The 16,633-nt window shown below is 74.5% G+C and carries 18 protein-coding genes; 4 read left to right on the forward strand and 14 right to left on the reverse strand.

The window, feature by feature from the left end:
• Window positions 1-60: 60 nt before the first annotated feature.
• From OF117_RS19665 to OF117_RS19685, 5 genes are all read right to left on the reverse strand, one after another.
• On the reverse strand, window positions 61-801 hold the full coding sequence (locus OF117_RS19665; RefSeq protein WP_263554544.1) for an MBL fold metallo-hydrolase: 741 nt from the start codon (window positions 799-801) through the stop codon (window positions 61-63).
• Window positions 798-1,625, reverse strand: coding sequence for a glutamate racemase (gene murI, locus OF117_RS19670; protein WP_263554545.1), 828 nt, complete (start codon window positions 1,623-1,625; stop codon window positions 798-800). Before murI ends, OF117_RS19665 begins: the two co-directional genes overlap by 4 nt.
• Window positions 1,626-1,794: 169 nt before the next feature.
• On the reverse strand, window positions 1,795-2,745 hold the full coding sequence (locus OF117_RS19675; RefSeq protein WP_263554546.1) for a PLP-dependent cysteine synthase family protein: 951 nt from the start codon (window positions 2,743-2,745) through the stop codon (window positions 1,795-1,797).
• 49 nt (window positions 2,746-2,794) lie between these two features.
• Window positions 2,795-3,073, reverse strand: coding sequence for a ubiquitin-like small modifier protein 1 (locus OF117_RS19680; RefSeq protein WP_263554547.1), 279 nt, complete (start codon window positions 3,071-3,073; stop codon window positions 2,795-2,797).
• A gap of 222 nt (window positions 3,074-3,295) precedes the next feature.
• Complete coding sequence (locus OF117_RS19685) at window positions 3,296-3,769, reverse strand: M67 family metallopeptidase (RefSeq protein WP_263554548.1); 474 nt, start codon at window positions 3,767-3,769, stop codon at window positions 3,296-3,298.
• Window positions 3,770-3,870: 101 nt separating this feature from the next.
• On the opposite strand from OF117_RS19685, the gene OF117_RS19690 reads away from it, so the two are divergent.
• Window positions 3,871-4,224, forward strand: a complete 354-nt coding sequence (locus OF117_RS19690) for a hypothetical protein (RefSeq protein WP_263554549.1) — start codon at window positions 3,871-3,873, stop codon at window positions 4,222-4,224.
• Between the two features lie 27 nt (window positions 4,225-4,251).
• On the opposite strand, the gene OF117_RS19695 is transcribed toward OF117_RS19690, so the two are convergent.
• Both OF117_RS19695 and clpS read right to left on the reverse strand, forming a co-directional pair.
• Window positions 4,252-4,731: a DUF2017 domain-containing protein gene (locus OF117_RS19695; RefSeq protein ID WP_263554550.1), complete on the reverse strand. Its 480-nt coding sequence runs from the start codon at window positions 4,729-4,731 to the stop codon at window positions 4,252-4,254.
• A gap of 11 nt (window positions 4,732-4,742) precedes the next feature.
• Window positions 4,743-5,039 (reverse strand): ATP-dependent Clp protease adapter ClpS, encoded by a 297-nt coding sequence (gene clpS, locus OF117_RS19700; RefSeq protein ID WP_263554551.1) that lies wholly within the window; start codon window positions 5,037-5,039, stop codon window positions 4,743-4,745.
• A gap of 24 nt (window positions 5,040-5,063) precedes the next feature.
• Between clpS and OF117_RS19705 the strand changes: the two genes are divergently transcribed.
• Both OF117_RS19705 and OF117_RS19710 read left to right on the forward strand, forming a co-directional pair.
• Window positions 5,064-6,359 (forward strand): nicotinate phosphoribosyltransferase, encoded by a 1,296-nt coding sequence (locus OF117_RS19705; protein ID WP_263554552.1) that lies wholly within the window; start codon window positions 5,064-5,066, stop codon window positions 6,357-6,359.
• 22 nt (window positions 6,360-6,381) lie between these two features.
• Window positions 6,382-6,954, forward strand: a complete 573-nt coding sequence (locus OF117_RS19710; RefSeq protein WP_263554553.1) for an isochorismatase family protein — start codon at window positions 6,382-6,384, stop codon at window positions 6,952-6,954.
• A gap of 116 nt (window positions 6,955-7,070) precedes the next feature.
• Here the strand turns inward: OF117_RS19710 and serB are convergent, their stop codons facing one another.
• The 7 genes from serB to OF117_RS19745 form a co-directional block, all read right to left on the reverse strand.
• Window positions 7,071-8,456 carry a phosphoserine phosphatase SerB gene (serB, locus tag OF117_RS19715; protein WP_263554554.1) on the reverse strand — a complete coding sequence of 462 codons (1,386 nt, stop codon included), beginning with the start codon at window positions 8,454-8,456 and terminating at the stop codon, window positions 7,071-7,073.
• 169 nt (window positions 8,457-8,625) lie between these two features.
• Window positions 8,626-10,383 (reverse strand): cytochrome c oxidase subunit I, encoded by a 1,758-nt coding sequence (gene ctaD, locus OF117_RS19720; RefSeq protein ID WP_263554555.1) that lies wholly within the window; start codon window positions 10,381-10,383, stop codon window positions 8,626-8,628.
• A gap of 105 nt (window positions 10,384-10,488) precedes the next feature.
• Window positions 10,489-11,349, reverse strand: a complete 861-nt coding sequence (locus OF117_RS19725; RefSeq protein WP_263554556.1) for a putative RNA methyltransferase — start codon at window positions 11,347-11,349, stop codon at window positions 10,489-10,491.
• A gap of 70 nt (window positions 11,350-11,419) precedes the next feature.
• Entirely contained in the window at window positions 11,420-11,938 is a 519-nt protein-coding gene (locus OF117_RS19730; RefSeq protein ID WP_263554557.1) for a metallophosphoesterase family protein, read from the reverse strand.
• Window positions 11,939-11,972: 34 nt separating this feature from the next.
• Window positions 11,973-12,932: a cytochrome c oxidase assembly protein gene (locus tag OF117_RS19735; RefSeq protein ID WP_263554558.1), complete on the reverse strand. Its 960-nt coding sequence runs from the start codon at window positions 12,930-12,932 to the stop codon at window positions 11,973-11,975.
• Between the two features lie 84 nt (window positions 12,933-13,016).
• A complete protein-coding gene (locus OF117_RS19740) occupies window positions 13,017-13,934 on the reverse strand; it encodes a cation diffusion facilitator family transporter (RefSeq protein WP_263554559.1) in 918 nt (305 codons plus the stop codon).
• 135 nt (window positions 13,935-14,069) lie between these two features.
• Window positions 14,070-15,095, reverse strand: a complete 1,026-nt coding sequence (locus OF117_RS19745) for a M23 family metallopeptidase (protein ID WP_263554560.1) — start codon at window positions 15,093-15,095, stop codon at window positions 14,070-14,072.
• A gap of 285 nt (window positions 15,096-15,380) precedes the next feature.
• On the opposite strand from OF117_RS19745, the gene OF117_RS19750 reads away from it, so the two are divergent.
• Window positions 15,381-16,562 (forward strand): alcohol dehydrogenase catalytic domain-containing protein, encoded by a 1,182-nt coding sequence (locus OF117_RS19750; RefSeq protein WP_263554561.1) that lies wholly within the window; start codon window positions 15,381-15,383, stop codon window positions 16,560-16,562.
• Window positions 16,563-16,633: the final 71 nt, after the last annotated feature.

A 16,633-nucleotide genomic window follows, 5' to 3' on the forward strand; every position in this document is an offset into this window, starting at 1 on the left:
TGCCGCGCCGTGGTCGTCGGGGCAAGTCACCCGACTGCGGATCCCCGCCGGGTCCCTTCCTCAGACGTCGTACGTCGCGCCCGGGCGGACCAGCTCGGTGTTCGGGAAGACCGCGCTCGCGGCCGCGAACTGCGCGTCGGCGTCCACCCACGGCGGCACGTGGGTCAGCAGCAACCGCGCGACGCCCGCCGCGGCGGCGTGCTCCCCGGCCTGCCGGCCGGTCAGGTGCAGCGCCTCGGGAAGCCCCGGCCCCTCCGGGAAGGCGGCCTCGGCGAGCAGCGCGTCGGCGCCCCGGGCCAGCTCGACGACCCGGTCGCACGGGCCGGTGTCGCCGGTGTAGACCAGCGACCGGCCGGCGGCGGTCAGCCGGACGGCGTGGCACTCGATCGGGTGCGCGGTGCGGGCGGTGCGCACGCCGAAGGGCCCGAGGGTGAACGCGCCCGGGCCCACGGGGACGAAGTCGAAGACGTCGTCGAGGGCGGCACCGTCGCCGTCGTAGGCCAGCGCCAGTCGCCGGTCGGCGTCGACCGGGGCGTACAGCGGCACCCGGCGGCCCGACGAGCGTCCCGAGTAGCGGTGCCAGACGACGAAAGGGGCCACGTCGAGGCAGTGGTCGGCGTGCAGGTGGGAGAGGTAGACCGCGTCGACCGCGTCGGGGTCGAGCAGCCCCTGGAGCGCACCGAAGGAGCCGTTGCCGAGGTCGAGCAGCAGCCGGAACCCGTCGTGCTCGACGAGGTAGCACGACGCCGGGGACGCCGGGCCCGGCGCGCTGCCGGAGCAGCCGACGACGGTGAGCCTCACGCCGCACCCGTGCGGGCGGCGTGCAGGACGGCCTCGACCTCCGGGCCGAGGAAGCGCCGGCCCAGGCGGGCGAAGGGTTCGGGGTCACCGGTGGCCAGGAACCGGTGCTCCGGCGGCGGGCCGTCGGGGTCGCGGAGCAGGTCGGCGCGGGTGAGCAGCCGGTAGACGTCCTTCGCGGTCTCCTCGGCGCTGGACACCAGGGTGACCTCGTCGCCGAGCACGAGGGAGATCACACCCGTGAGCAGCGGGTAGTGCGTGCAGCCGAGGACGACGGTGTCGACGCCGGCGACCAGCAGCGGGTCCAAGTAGGACTGCGCCAGCCCGAGCAGCTGCCGCCCGGAGGTGACGCCGCGCTCGACGAAGTCGACGAAGGAGGGACACGCGGCGCTGGTGACCGTCACGTGCGGAGCGGCGGCGAACGCGTCCTCGTAGGCACCGCTGGTGACGGTCGCCTGCGTGCCGATGACGCCCACGCGGCCGGTGCGGGTGGCCGCGGTGGCGCGGCGGACGGCGGGCAGCACGACCTCGACCACCGGCACGTCGTAGCGCTCCCGCGCGTCGCGGAGGGACGCCGCACTGGCCGAGTTGCAGGCGACGACCAGCATCTTGACGCCGCTGGCGACCAGGTCGTCCATCACGGCCAGCGAGTGCCGGCGGACCTCGGCGATCGGCAGCGGGCCATAGGGGCCGTGGGCCGTGTCACCGATGTACCGGATCGATTCGTGCGGGAGCTGGTCGAGCACCGCCCGCGCGACGGTCAGCCCGCCCACGCCGGAGTCGAAGATCCCGATCGGCGCGTCGGCGTCCGGGGCACCCGCTGTCATCGGGGGCGAGGGTAGTGGCCCACGTGCGGATCGCGCCGCGAGCCCGGTGAGGTGCTGGAACGGCCACCCTCCAGGGGCCCGCGCCGCCCGCCCGGTGAGGTGCTGGAACGGCCACCCTTCAGGGGCCCGCGCCGAGCCTGCGAGGCGTGGGGGGAAGGGTGGTCCTTCCTCAGGCCCAGAGCTGGCCCTCCAGGGCGGCGGTGGCCTCGTCGAGGGTGCCCGCGTAGGCGCCGGTGGAGAGGTACTTCCAGCCGCCGTCGCACACGATGAAGCAGATGTCGGCCCGCCGTCCGGCGGCGACCTCCTTGTCCGCGATGCCGAGCGCCGCGTGCAGGATCGCGCCGGTGGAGATGCCGGCGAAGATGCCCTCGCGCTCCACCAGCTGCCGGGTGCGGTGCACCGCGTCCTCCGGGCCCACCGAGAACCGCGAGTCGAGCAGCGTCGGGTCGTAGAGCTCGGGGATGAACCCCTCGTCGATGTTGCGCAGGCCGTAGACGAGCTCGCCGTACCGCGGCTCGGCCGCGATGACCTGCACGTCGGGCTTGTGCTCCCGCAGGTACCGGGAGACGCCCATCAGGGTGCCGGTGGTGCCGAGACCGGCGACGAAATGGGTGATCGAGGGCAGGTCGGCGAGGATCTCCGGGCCGGTGCCCTCGTAGTGCGCCTGGGCGTTCGCCGGGTTGCCGTACTGGTACAGCATCACCCAGTCGTCGTGCTCGGCGGCCAGCCCCTTCGCGACGGCGACCGCCTGGTTCGACCCGCCCGCGGCGGGCGAGAAGATGATCCGCGCGCCGTACATCTCCAGCAGCTGCCGCCGCTCGACGGAGGTGTTCTCCGGCATCACGCAGACCAGCCGGTAGCCGCGCTGCCGGGCCACCATGGCCAGCGAGATGCCGGTGTTGCCGCTGGTCGGCTCGAGGATCGTCGCGCCCGGCTTGAGCGAGCCGTCCTTCTCGGCGGCCTCGATCATCTTGATCGCGGCGCGGTCCTTGATCGACCCGGTCGGGTTGCGGTCCTCCAGCTTGGCCCACAGCCGGACGTCGGCGGTCGGCGAGAGCGACGGCAGCCCCACGAGCGGGGTGCCGCCGAGCGAGTCGACGAGTGAGGCGAATCGGGCCATGGCTGGGATCTCTCCGGGTCTGCGGACGGCGGGGCGGGGGCGTGCGCCCTCAGCAGCCCCCGGCCACCGCGGGCAGGATGGTCACCGAGTCGCCGTCCTTGACCTGGGTGTCGAGCGCGCCGGTGAAGCGGACGTCCTCGTCGTTGACGTAGACGTTGACGAAGCGGTGCAGCGTGCCCTCGTCGGTGACCAGCCGGTTCTTCAGACCGGGGTGCTTGGCGTCCAGGTCGTCGACGAGCGCGCCGAGCGTGTCACCGCTGCCCTCGACGGTCTTGCTGCCGCCGGTGTGGGTGCGCAGGATGGTCGGGATCCGGACCTCGATGGCCATGACGTGCGGTTCTCCTCGTGACGGGGTTCGGGATGTTCATCGGCGCGTGGCGCCGGTTGCTTGAGCGCGACGCCGGTTGCGCGAGCGTCGCGCCGGGTGCTCGAGCAGGCCAACGCGCGGGGGCCGTCGGCGATTCCGCGCTGCGGGTCCCGCGCGGTCGGCCCTCCTGCCGGGCCCCGGCGCGCGCGTGCGAGCGGCGGGGCCCTGCAGGAGGGTCCTGCGTCAGTCGTAGACGACGGTCGTCGGTGAGTGGCCGAAGAGGAAGGACTCCACGACCTCGACCTCTTCCTCGGTGACCTGGCCCTCGACGATGCGGAAGCTGCGGAACTCGACCTCGTCGTCCACCAGCCCGGTCTCGGCGCCGTGCTGCCGGGTGGAGACGAGCACGTAGTGCGCGTTCGGCTCGGCGGCCAGACCGATGTCGGTGCGCGACGGGTAGGCCTCGGTGGCCGTGTGCGAGTGGTAGATGACCACCGGCTCCTCGTCGCGGTCGTCCATCTCGCGGTACAGCGTGAGCAGGTCACCGGAGTCGAACTCGTAGAACGTGGGCGACCGGGCCGCGTTCAGCATCGGGACGAAGCGCTCGGGGCGGTCGCTGCCCTCGGGCCCGGCGACGACGCCGCAGGCCTCGTCCGGGTGGTCCTCCCGGGCGTGGGCCACGATGGCGTCGTAGGTCGCGCGGTCGATGCGCAGCACAGGGGGCAGTCTAGGCGGGCGCTCCGCGCCGCCCGCGGGCGCCGGTGTCCCGGTGGACTGCCCGCGAGCACCCGGTGTCCGGGGCGATACGGTTCGGCCTCGTGCTGGCCAAGCTGTTCGTCATCGCCGGCGTCGTCCTGCTCGCCGTGCCGGCGTTCGTGCTCGGCTGCCGCGGCGCGGGTCGGCGCAGCGGCCTGAGCACCGACGAGCGCGCCGACCGCACGTCCTACGCCCTGCTCGTCGCGCTCCGCGTGCTGACGCTGGCACTGCTGCTCGCGCTCTCGGCGCTGCTCCTGCTGTCGGGCGTCGGGGCGCTGGTCCGGGACGTCGATCTGCACGGCATGGTCTGGGTCTTCTTCGTCCTGGACCTGCTGGTCGCCACCTCCGTGCTGCTCACCTTCGGACGCCGGGAGCGCCGTCCGGCCCGCCGGCGGGCACCCACGGCGGCCCGCTGACCCCCGGCGGAGCTGCCGCCCGTGCGGTCACGCGCGGCCGCGGGCGGCGACGACCGCGTCGACCAGCGATCCCTGCAGCGCGGTGAGCCAGTAGTAGACGGCCAGCTGCTGCTCCTCCTCGCCGGTGACGTCGTCCGGGGGTTCGGTGTCCTCGGTGACGTCCAGGCGGGTGCCCAGCGCCAGGCGCAGGTCGTTGGTGCTGCGCAGCCACGCGCCGGCCTGCTCCACGTCGAGCCGCACCTCTCCCCCGCCGCTGGGCAGGGTCGCCCGCACGGTGGCCAGGTCGTCGGCCTTCCCCCCGCGCAGCGACGCCTCGGTCATCTCGCGGTAGTCGGCGGCCAGGCGCGGATCGCCGCGGTGCCCCTCGGGCAGCAGCCGGGCCAGCACCGGGTCGTCGCCGACGTCGTGGGTGTCGGCCGTGAGCAGCTGCTCGAGCTGGTCGAGCAGCAGGCCGACGATGCCGGCCTCGGCGGGTTCGAGCCGGGCGACGACCTGCCCGCCCCTCACGCGGAACGGCCTCACGAATCGCGCTGGTAGCTGGCCCACAGCCCGTAGGCGTGCAGCCGGCTCGTGTCGTGCTCCATCCGCTCCCGCGGGCCGGAGCTGACGATCGCCTTGCCCTCGTGGTGCACCTGCAGCATCAGCGTGGTCGCCGTCGGCTCGTCGTAGCCGAACAGCTCCTGGAGCACGAAGGTCACGTAGGTCATCAGGTTGACCGGGTCGTTCCAGACGATGGTCACCCAGGGGCGGTCGAGGTCGTGCGCCTCGTCGACCGTCGTGTCGGGCGTCCGTTCGGGCGCGAGCGGTCCTGCCACGCATTCCAGCCTAGGCTGCCGATCATGCCGACGACGGATTGCCCGACGGCCCCCGCCCTGCTCACCGACCGGTACGAGCTGACCATGGTGGCCGCCGCGCTGGCCGACGGGACGGCCCACCGGGAGTGCGTGTTCGAGGTGTTCGCCCGGCGGCTGCCGCACGGTCGGCGGTTCGGCGTGGTCGCCGGCACCGGCCGGCTGGTGGAGGCCCTGCCGCGGTTCCGGTTCGGCGACGACGAGCTGGCGACCCTCCGCGACCAGGGTCTCACCGACGAGCGGCTGCTGGCGTTCCTGACCGACTTCCGGTTCACCGGCGACGTCGAGGGCTACGCCGAGGGCGAGCTGTTCTTCCCCGGCTCCCCGGTGCTGACCGTGCGGGCGCCGTTCGCGGAGGCGGTGGTGCTGGAGACGCTGGTGCTGTCGATGCTCAACCACGACAGCGCGATCGCCTCCGCGGCGGCCCGCATGGTCTCCGCCGCGTGCGAGCGGCCGTGCATCGAGATGGGGTCGCGGCGCACCCACGAGGAGGCCGCCGTCGCCGCGGCCCGCGCCGCCCACCTGGCCGGCTTCGAGGCGACGTCCAACCTGGAGGCCGGACGGCGCTACGGCATCCCGACGCGCGGCACCAGCGCGCACGCGTTCACCCTGCTGCACGAGGACGAGGAGTCCGCCTTCCGAGCCCAGGTCGCCGCGCTCGGCACCGGGACGACGCTGCTGGTCGACACGTTCGACGTCGAGGAGGGCATCCGGACGGCGGTGCGCGTCGCCGGACCGGGGCTCGGCGCGATCCGGCTCGACTCGGGCGACCTGCCCACCCTGGCCACCCGGGCCCGGCAGCTGCTCGACGAGCTCGGCGCGAGGCGGACCCGGGTGATGGTCACCAGCGACCTCGACGAGTACGCGATCGCCGCCCTCGCCGCCGCGCCGGTCGACGGGTACGGCGTGGGCACCTCGCTGGTCACCGGCTCGGGGGCGCCGACCGCCGGCATGGTCTACAAGCTGGTCGAGCGCGACGGCGTGCCGGTGGCCAAGCGGTCGGAGGGCAAGCACTCGGTGGGCGGCTACAAGCGCGCCGTGCGCCGGCACGACGGCGGCACGGCCACCGCCGAGGTGGTCAGCAGCGAACCGATCGCCGCCCGGGCCGGCGACCGCGAGCTCGTCGTCCCGCTGGTCAAGGCCGGCGAGGTCGTCGACCCGGCCGACCCCGCCGAGGTCCTGGTCCGCGCCCGGGCGCACCACGAGACGGTGCGCGCGGCGCTGCCGCAGGAGGCCTGGGCACTCTCCCGCGGGGAGCCGGCGTTGGAGACGGTGTCGGGCTAGCGGACCCCGCAGGAGGAGCGACATGACCCGCGCACTCGTCGTCGTCGACGTCCAGAACGACTTCTGCGAGGGCGGCAGCCTCGCCGTGGCCGGCGGCGCCGCCGTGGCGACGGCCATCACCGAGCACGTCCGGACGGCGGCCGGCGACTACACCCACGTCGTGGCCACCCGCGACCACCACGTCGACCCGGGCCGCCACTTCTCCGAGCACCCCGACTTCCTGGAGACCTGGCCGCCGCACTGCGTGGTGGGCACCGACGGGGTGGAGCTGCACGAGAACCTCGACCGCGGACCGCTGGAGGCGGTGTTCGACAAGGGTGAGCACGCGGCCGCCTACTCCGGGTTCGAGGGCGCCGCCGACGGCGTGCCGCTGGCCGACTGGCTGCGCTCGCGCAACGTGGACGCCGTCGACGTCGTCGGCATCGCGACCGACCACTGCGTCCGGGCCACGGCCCTCGACGCGATCGGCCACGGCTTCGCCACCCGGGTGCTGCTGCACCTCACCGCCGGGGTCACCGACGGCACGACCGAGGCCGCGATCGAGGAGCTGGCGGCCGCCGGCGTGGACGTGCAGGGCGAGGTCCGCCGCGGCTGACCCCGCGGCGTGGTGCCCGGCCGCACGCTGCAGCGCGAGGTCGGGCACCGCGCGATGAGGCCGGGCACCGCGAGGTGAGGCCGGGCACCACGCGGTGAGGCCGGCGGCCCCCGGCGCTACACCGCGTCGAGCACCTCGTCGCGGGAGAAGCCGAGCACCTGCAGGACGGCGTCGAGATAGGGCTGGTTCAGCGCGGCGTGCGCCTGCTCCCGGACGACGGGCTTGGCGTTGAACGCGATGCCGAGCCCGGCGGTGTTGAGCATGTCCAGGTCGTTCGCCCCGTCGCCGACGGCCACCGTCTGCTCCAGCGGGATGCCGTACCGCTCGGCGAAGCGGACCAGCGCCCGCGCCTTGCCGGCGCGGTCGACGATCTCGCCCACCAGTCCGCCCGTCAGCCGCCCGTCGGCGACGTCGAGGGTGTTGGCCGCGGCGAAGTCCAGGCCGAGCACCTCGGCGAGCGGATCGGTGATCTGGGTGAAGCCGCCGCTGACGATGCCGCAGCGGAAGCCCAGCCGCTGCAGCGTGTGGATGAGGGTGCGCGCCCCCGGGGTCAGCTCCAGCGCCTCCCGCACCTCGTCGAGCACTTCGACCGGCAGCCCGGCCAGCGCGGCCACCCGGGCGCGCAGCGACTCGGCGAAGTCGAGTTCGCCGTGCATCGCCGCCGCGGTGATCCGGGCGACCTCGGCGGCCCGACCGGCCCGCGCGGCGAGCTCGTCGATGACCTCGCCGCGCACCAGCGTGGAGTCGACGTCGAGGACGATCAGCCGCTTGCTGCGCCGGGCCAGGCCGACCTGCTCGACGGCGATGTCGGCCCCGGCCGCCGCCGCGACCGAGGCCAGCCCGGTGCGCAGCGGGGTCGACTCGGCGCCGGACACGGTCAGCTCGAAGCTGGTGACGGGGTAGTCCGACAACCGCCGGATCGCGTCGATGTTGCCGCCGACCGCCGCCACCGCACGCGCGGCCTCGGCGACCGCGCCGGGCGGCACCGGGCGGCCGAGGACGACGACGTGGTGCGGCCGGCCCGTGGGCGCGGGTCCGGGCGGGCGCTCGGTGGCCGATTCGACCTGCACGCGCATGCCGGTCTCGGCCGCCACCGCGTCGGCCACCCCGGTCAGCCGGGCGAGCAGCGCGGCGTCGTCCTCACCGCCCGGGGCCGCCGGAGCGCCGGGGACCGGCGGTGCGCCGACCGAGGAGACCGGGGCGCCGTCCACGACCGACGGTGCGCCGTCCGGGACGGACGGGGCGCCGTCCGCGACCGACGGTGCGCCGACCGGAGCCGCCGTGCCCGGCGGCAGCGCCGCGACCACCACGCCGAGCACCAGGTGCCCGTGCACCACGACCTGCTCGACGTCGACCACCTCCACCGGCGGCCGGCTGGCGGCCAGCGCGGCGAACAGCCGTGCCGTGACGCCCGGCCGGTCCTCGCCGGTGACCGTCAGCAGGGCGCGCGGGCCGGCGCCGGTCCGGACCGACGGCGCGCGGGGGGTGGGATCGAGCGGCACCGCGACATCCTTCCGCACCGGGCACAGCTGCTCCCCGCCCGGCCCGGCCGTCGTCGGGGACGCCGCATCTCGGGCGTCCCCGACGATCCGAGGTCCCGCAGGCCCAGGTGCGCGAGGAATGCCCTCGGCGCCCGGGGATCGCGGGAGATGGCCGGGCCAGGGGCTCCGGTCAGGTGGGGTCGGGGTCGTTGTCCCCCTGGCGCGGGCCGGTGCCGGGCACGAGCTCGCTGACCCCGCCGTACGGGCCGTGCCGCTTGCCCGCGTGGGCCTCGTCCTCGAGGCGCTGGCGCAGGTGCGGGTAGTGCAGTTCGAACGCCGGGCGCTCGGAGCGGATCCGCGGCATCTCGACGAAGTTGTGCCGCGGCGGCGGCGACGAGGTCGCCCACTCCAGCGAGTTGCCGTGGCCCCAGGGGTCGTCGCGCAGGGCGAGCTTCCCGTACTTCCACGACCGGACGACGTTGTAGATGAACGGGATGGTGGAGGCGCCCAGGATGAACGAGCCGATCGTGGAGATCGTGTTCAGCGTGGTGAAGCCGTCGGTCTCCAGGTAGCTGACGTACCGGCGCGGCATGCCCTCGGCGCCCAGCCAGTGCTGCACCAGGAAGGTGGCGTGGAAGCCGATGAAGGTCAGCCAGAAGTGCAGCTTGCCGATGCGCTCGTCCATCATCCGGCCGCTCATCTTCGGGAACCAGAAGTAGATGCCCGCGTAGGCGGCGAACACAACGGTGCCGAAGACGACGTAGTGGAAGTGGGCGACCACGAAGTAGGTGTCGGACAGGTGCCAGTCGACCGGGGGCGAGGCCAGCAGCACGCCGGTGAGCCCGCCCAGCAGGAAGGTGACCAGGAAGCCGACGGCGAAGAGCATGGGCGTCTCGAACGTCAGCTGCCCGCGCCACATGGTGCCGATCCAGTTGAAGAACTTGATCCCGGTCGGCACCGCGATGAGGTAGCTGAGGAAGGCGAAGAACGGCAGCAGCACGGCCCCGGTGGCGTACATGTGGTGGGCCCACACGGCCAGCGACAGGGCGCCGATCGCGATGATCGCGAAGACCATGCCCTTGTAGCCGAACAGCGGCTTGCGGCTGAAGACCGGGATGACCTCGGTGATGATCGCGAAGAACGGCAACGCGATGATGTAGACCTCGGGATGCCCGAAGAACCAGAACAGGTGCTGCCACAGGATGGCGCCACCGTTCTCGTCGGTGAAGATCTGCGCGCCCACGTTGCGGTCGGCCAGCAGGGCCATCAGGGCGGCGGTCAGGATCGGGAAGGCGAGCAGCACGAGCAGGCTGGTGACCAGCGCCGACCAGACGAAGATCGGCATGCGGAACAGCGTCATCCCCGGCGCGCGCAGGCAGACGATCGTGGCGATGAAGTTGACCGCGCCGAGGATCGACCCCAGGCCGCTGACCACGAACCCGGCGATCCAGAGGTTCTGCCCGGCCCCGGGGCTGTGCGTGGCGGTCGACAGCGGGGTGTAGGCGAACCAGCCGAAGTCGGCGGCGCCACCGGGGGTCAGGAATCCCGCCATGACGGTGAGCCCGCCGAAGAGGAACAGCCAGTACGAAAAAGCGTTCAGCCGCGGGAACGCGACGTCGGGGGAACCGATCTGCAGCGGCATGATGATGTTCGCGAACGCGAAGAACAGCGGCGTCGCGAACAGCAGCAGCATCACCGAGCCGTGCATGGTGAACAGCTGGTTGTACTGCTCCGGGGAGAGGTACTGCAGGCCCGGCTGCGCCAGCTCGCCCCGCATCAGCATCGCCATCAGGCCGGCGGCGAAGAAGAAGCCGAACGAGGTGACCATGTACATGAGGCCGATGGTCTTGTGGTCGGTGGTCCGCAGCAGGTTCGAGAGCCGCGATCCCTTGTCGACCTCGCGAGCCGGGCTGGGGCGGCTCACGATCGGTGCCGGTGCGATCGTCACGTCGGCAGCTTAGACGGTCGCCTGCGGGGCTTCCCGGCGGCGCGGGAGGGCACGCCGCGCCCGCCGCCCATCCGGCGGACGCGCCGTCCCCGGTGCGGCGGCGGGTCAGGGCGCCGGGCGGTAGGTGCCGATGCGCACCGAGACGGTGACCGGCAGCGGCTCGGGCAGCGCGGCGACGGCCGCGGCCCGCTCGGCGCGGGACCGGTGGCGCGCGTGCGGTCCCATGCCGACCAGCGCGGTGACCGCCGCCCGGTCCAGGCGCAACTCCTCGCGGTGCGTCCGTTCGGCCAGCGGTTCCAGGTGCGGCTCCAGCGAGGCAGCGAGGCGCTCGGCCTTGTCCGGGTCGACGCGCAGCAGCCCCAGCCGCCCGACCAGCTCGGCCAGGTGGTCGGCGGCCGGCGTCACCACGACCAGCCGCCCCTCCGGCCGCAGCACCCGCGCGATCTGCGGCCCGTTGCGGGGGGCGAAGACCACCGTCACGCGGTCGAGCACGCCGTCCCGCACGGGCCACCGGGCCCAGCCGTCGCCGACGACGGCCACGGCGCGCGGATGCGCCCGCGCCGCCCGCCGGGCGGCGTAGCGGGAGGAGTCGAGGACGACGCCGACGGCTCCGGGCACCCGGTCGAGCAGGGCGGCGAGGTGGTGACCGGTGCCGCCGCCGAGGTCGAGGAGCGTGGCCGGCGCACCGGTGTCCGGCGCCAGGACGGCGTCGGCCAGCGCGCCGGTCAGGCCGGCGAAGTGGCCCGCGGAGAGGAAGGCCACCCGGTCGGCGACCATCTCGGCGGTGTCGCTGGACGGCGGCCGGGCGCCCGGCGGCAGCAGCGTCAGGTGCCCCTGGCGCGCCCGGTCGAAGGCGTGGTCGGCGGCGCAGCGCACTCCGGCGCCGCCCGCGTCGCGCATCCGGGCGCCGCAGACCGGGCAGGCCAGCAGCGCGATCGCCGCCGCCGGCCACGAGGACGCGGTCACGGCGTCGGCACCGGCGGCGGCACGGCGGCGGCACCGGCGGCGGCGCCGTCGTCGGCACCCGGAGGTGGGCTCACCGGCGCCCCGGCACCCGCGGCACCGCGTGGAAGACCACGTCGCGCAGCGTGCCGCCGTCCGCGACCGCCGTCACGAAGGTGCCGTGCGGCTGGCGGCGCCGGTCGGTCGGCGAGCCGGGGTTGACCAGCCGCAGGCCCGTGCCGGCCGTGGTGTCCCAGGGGATGTGGCTGTGCCCGAAGACGAGCACGTCGGCGTCGGAGAAGCGGGCGGCGCAGCGCGCCTCGCGGCCCTGCTTGCCGCCGGTCTCGTGGATCACGGCGAGGCGGACCCCCGCGATCTCGGCCCGGGCGACCTCCGGCAGCCGTTCGCGCAGCTCGCCGTGGTCGTTGTTGCCGTACACGGCGACCAGCCGCCGCGACCGCCGCTCGAACTCGTCGAGGAGGGCGACGTCGACCCAGTCGCCGGCGTGCACGACGACGTCGGCGGCCTCGATCGCCGCCCAGAGCGCGGGCGGCAGGTCGCGGGCCCGCTTCGGGACGTGCGTGTCCGAGGTGAGCACCAGCGACACCGCCACGGCCCCATGGTGCACGGGCGTCGGGCGCCCCCCGTCAGGCGCGGCGCTCGGCCATCGCGCGCAGCCGGGCGTTGTAGGCCTCGAGCTCGGCGTCGTCGGTGCGTTCCGCGGCACGGTCGAGCCGCTTCCCGCGGCGTTCCTCCGAGCGGGCCCAGGAGAAGAACACCACCGCCATCACCAGCACGGTGGGCAGCTCGCCGAACGACCACGCGATGCCACCGGCGACGCCCTGGTCGGCCAGCGGGTCGATGCCCCAGCCGGACGGTGGAGTGGCGAAGGTCCCGACGACCAGCGATCCGGCCATCATGATCGCGACGCCGAAGAAGGCGTGGAACGGCACCGGCAGCAGCAGTTCCAGCATCCGCCCGGGGTGGCCGGTCGTCCGCGGCCACGGGTCCTGCGCGACGATCGGGCCGAAGAACAGCAGCCCGGTGACGGTGAAGTGGGCCAGCATGAACTGGTGGCCCACCGGGTTGGCCATGAGCGCGTCGAAGACCGGCGTGAAGTAGACGCCGTACAGGCTCACGATGAACAGCGGCACGGTGAACAGCGGTGAGGCGACCATCCGCGCCGGCCGGCTGTGCAGCGCCTCGAGCAGCAGCGCGCGGGGGGTGCCGGCCGTCCCCCGCCCGCGCGGCAGGGCGCGCAGGGCCAGCGTGACCGGCGCGCCGAGCAGGAGCAGCAGCGGCGTGACCATCGACAGCACCATGTGCTGGGCCATGTGCACGCTGAACAGCACCATGCTGTAGCCGTTCAGCCAGGTGCCGGTGACCGCGAACAGCGAGAGGACGCCGGCGGTGAACGCCGCCGTCCGCCACCAGGGCCAGCGGACGCCGGACCGCGCCAGCCGCCCCGCGCCCGCGAGGTAGACGACCAGCGCCAGGACGCCGGCGACCGGCACGACCGACGTCGGCTCCAGGTGCGGCAGGAACATCCGGGCCCAGGTCGGCGGCTCGGCGGGGACCCACATCCCCGCGTGGTGCCCGTGCTCCACCGCCGTCCTCCCGCTCCGCCGCCCCGCTCGCTGCCGCGTCCCACTGTCCCACTCCCGGGGCGCCCCGGGACGGGGGTCCTCCGGTCAGTCGTGCACGCGCGTCTCGTGGGCGGCGTGGCTGACCGCCTCGAGCTGGAAGGTGCAGTGGCCGACGTCGAAGTGGGCGCCGAGGCAGGTGCCCAGCGCGTCGAGCACCCGGCCGCCGTGCCCGGCCTCCAGCGCCTCGTCGCTGACGACGACGTGCGCCGACAGCACCGGCGAGCCCGAGGTGATCGTCCACGCGTGCAGGTCGTGCACGTCGACGACGCCGTCGATGCTGCGGATGTGGTCGCGGACCCGGTCCAGGTCGACCCCTCGCGGGGTGGCCTCCAGCAGCACGTCGAGGGCCTCGCGCAGCAGGGTCCAGGCCCGCGGCAGCACCAGCGCGCCGACCAGGAGGGAGGCGACCGTGTCGGCGGCCGTCCACCCGGTCGTCGCGATGACCACGGCGGCGGCGATGACGGCCAGCGAGCCGAGGGCGTCGCCGAGCACCTCCAGGTACGCGCCGCGCACGTTCAGCGACTCCCGCCGGCCGGCACGCAGCAGCAGCAGGCCCACCAGGTTGGCGGCGAGGCCGACGGCGGCGAAGCCGAGCATCAGCCCGGAATCGATCTCCGGTGGGTCACCGATGCGGCGGACCGCCTCGACGACGACGTAACCGGACACCCCGAGCAGCAGCAGCCCGTTGGCGACGGCGGCCAGGATCTCGACCCGCTGCAGACCGAAGGTGCGCCGGGAGCTGGTCGGCCGCTGCGCCAGGGTGACCGCACCGAGCGCGAGGCCGATGCCCAGCGCGTCGGTGGCCATGTGCCCGGCGTCGGCGAGCAGCGCCAGGGACCCGGACAGCAGCGCCCCCACGACCTCGGCGGCGAGGACGGTGACGGTGAGCACGAGGACGACGACCAGCCGGCCGCGCCGTCCCGCTGCCGCCGTCCCGGCGCCGTGGTCGTGCCCGTGCCCCACCGCTCGCCTCCGTCCCGCGGGCCTGCCCGGGAGCCAGTCTCCCGCACCGGCACGGCCGGCCGGCGGCACGGCGCCCGGACGGCGCGCGCGGACGGCGCGCGGCCGGCGCCCGGACGGCGCCTCGGAAGGAGCGGGTCAGAGCTCCAGGCCGCGCTCGCGCAGCCACGGCAGCGGGTCGATCGGCGGCCCGTCGAGGCCGCCGACGCGGACCTCGAGGTGGAGGTGCGGGCCGGTCGACTGGCCGCGGTTGCCGAGCAGGGCGATGGTGTCGCCGGCCTTCACGACCTGGCCGGGCGTGACGAGGATCTCGGACATGTGGCCGTACACGGTGACGTCGCCGTTCGCGTGCTGGACGTAGACCACGAGCCCGTAGCCGCTGGCCGGGCCGGCCTCCAGCACCACTCCGTCGGCCACGGCACGCTCGGGCGTGCCCATCGGCGCGGCGATGTCGATGCCCGCGTGCAGCCGCCCCCACCGGGGCCCGAAGCGGCTGGTGAGCCGCCCGCCGTCGACCGGAGCCGCGATCTTGGGGCGGGCCGCTTCGGCCGCCGCCGCGGCCGCCGCCTCGGCGGCTAGCCGGTCGGCCTCCGCCTGGGCCTGGGCCGCCACGGCCTGCTCGGTCTCCCGCTGGGCTCGGCTGGCGGCCAGGTCCCCCAGCCGCTCGGTGGCGACGGCGTCGGGGATGGCCGCGGCCGGCCCGGACTGGATGCCCAGCTGCTCGGCCACGCTGACCGACCGGCTGACCGATGCCGCCGTCTCGGCCTGGGCGGCCGGTCCGACGGTGGTCGACGCGGCCACCCCCAGCGCCCCGACCAGGGCGGCGGCGAGGTACAGGGCCGGCCGCCGGCGGCCCGACGGCAGCCGGCGTGCCCGGCGCGGTGCGGCGGGCGCCCCCTCCGCGGCATCCTCGCGAACGGCCGGGCCGCCCGCGCCGGAGCCGGCGGCGTCCGGTGCGGTCCGCGGGTGCGGCACCGGCCGGCGGACCTCCGCGGTGCCGCGCGTCCCCTCGCGCGGTGCGGCAGCGGCGCTCCCCGTCGTCCTCTCGGCCGTCCCCGTGGTCCGGCGGGACGGCGTCCCGGAGGCCTGGACGAGGGACGTCGACGACCCGGGCTCGGGTGCCTCGCCCTCGCGCGGGAGGCGGTCGGTCGGGGTCGGGCTCATGCACCTGGCTTCCGTCGGCGGACATCACGACTTGCCCCCGGGGAAGAGGAGCGGGGCCCATGTAAACATGGCGTGACCATTTCGTGATGTGCATCCACAGGTACCGACCAGCAGTTCTGTGACGTGGACCACCAGACATCACGACTGTGGTTCGCCCGCAGGTCGCTGTTCGTTCACGCTGCGTCAGCGACGCGCCGTCCCGCCGCGGCGGGCGGCGCGATGGACATCACGGCCGGGCAGTGCCCCCTCGGAAGAGCCGAACCGTCGCAGTCCGAGGGGAACCCCATGCGCGCAGTAACCTGGCACGGCCGAGCCGACGTCCGCGTCGACACCGTGCCCGACCCGGTCATCACGGACCCGACGGACGTCGTCGTCGAGATCACCTCGACCGGCATCTGCGGGTCCGATCTGCACCTGATCGAGGTCATGGCCCCCTTCATGACCGTCGGCGACGTCATGGGGCACGAGCCGATGGGCGTCGTCCGCGAGGTCGGGCCGGAGGTGACCGCGGTGCGGCCCGGTGACCGGGTCGTCGTCCCCTTCAACATCTCCTGCGGCACCTGCTGGATGTGCGAGCAGGGCCTGCAGTCGCAGTGCGAGACCACCCAGAACCGGCAGCAGGGCTACGGCGCCTCCCTGTTCGGCTACACGAAGCTCTACGGGCAGGTGCCCGGCGGCCAGGCCGAGTACCTGCGCGTCCCGTTCGGCAACACGCTGCCGATCAAGGTGCCCGACGGCCCGCCCGACGACCGCTTCGTCTACCTGTCCGACGTGCTGCCCACCGCCTGGCAGGCCGTGCACTACGCCGCGGTGCCGCAGGGCGGCACGCTGCTGGTGCTCGGGCTGGGGCCCATCGGGGACATGGCCACGCGCATCGCCCGCCACCTCGGCGTCGAGAACGTCTACGGCGTCGACACGGTGCCCGAGCGCCTCGCCCGGGCTCGTGCCCGCGGGGTCGAGGTCATCGACTCGACGAAGCAGGACGACGTCGTCAGCGCCGTCCGCGACGCGACGGCCGGGCGCGGTCCGGACGCCGTCATCGACGCGGTCGGCATGGAGGCGCACGGCTCCCCGGTCGCGACCATCGCGCAGAAGGCGTCGGCGATCGTGCCGGACGCGGTCATGGAGAAGGTCATGCAGGTGGCCGGGGTCGACCGGCTGGCCGCGCTGAACACGGCGATCGAGGCGGTCCGGCGCGGCGGCACGATCTCGCTGTCCGGCGTGTACGGCGGCGCCACCGATCCGCTGCCGCTGTCACGCATGTTCGACAAGCAGGTGCAGCTTCGGATGGGCCAGGCGAACGTGTGGCGCTGGGTGCCCGACATCCTGCCGCTGCTCGAGGACGGCGATCCGCTCGGCGTCGACGACTTCGCCACCCACCGGGTGCCGCTGGAGCAGGCACCCGAGGCCTACGCCAACTTCCGGGAGAAGAAGGACGGCGCGGTGAAGGTGCTGCTCAAGCCCTGACACCGCAGGGGCATTGGAAGCTTTGCCGCGCTCTCCCGGCCAGATCAGGGGAGCAAAGCTTCCAATGCCGC

It is taken from the genome of Geodermatophilus sp. YIM 151500, assembly GCF_025716945.1.
In the GTDB taxonomy this organism is placed as follows: Bacteria; Actinomycetota; Actinomycetes; order Mycobacteriales; family Geodermatophilaceae; genus YIM-151500.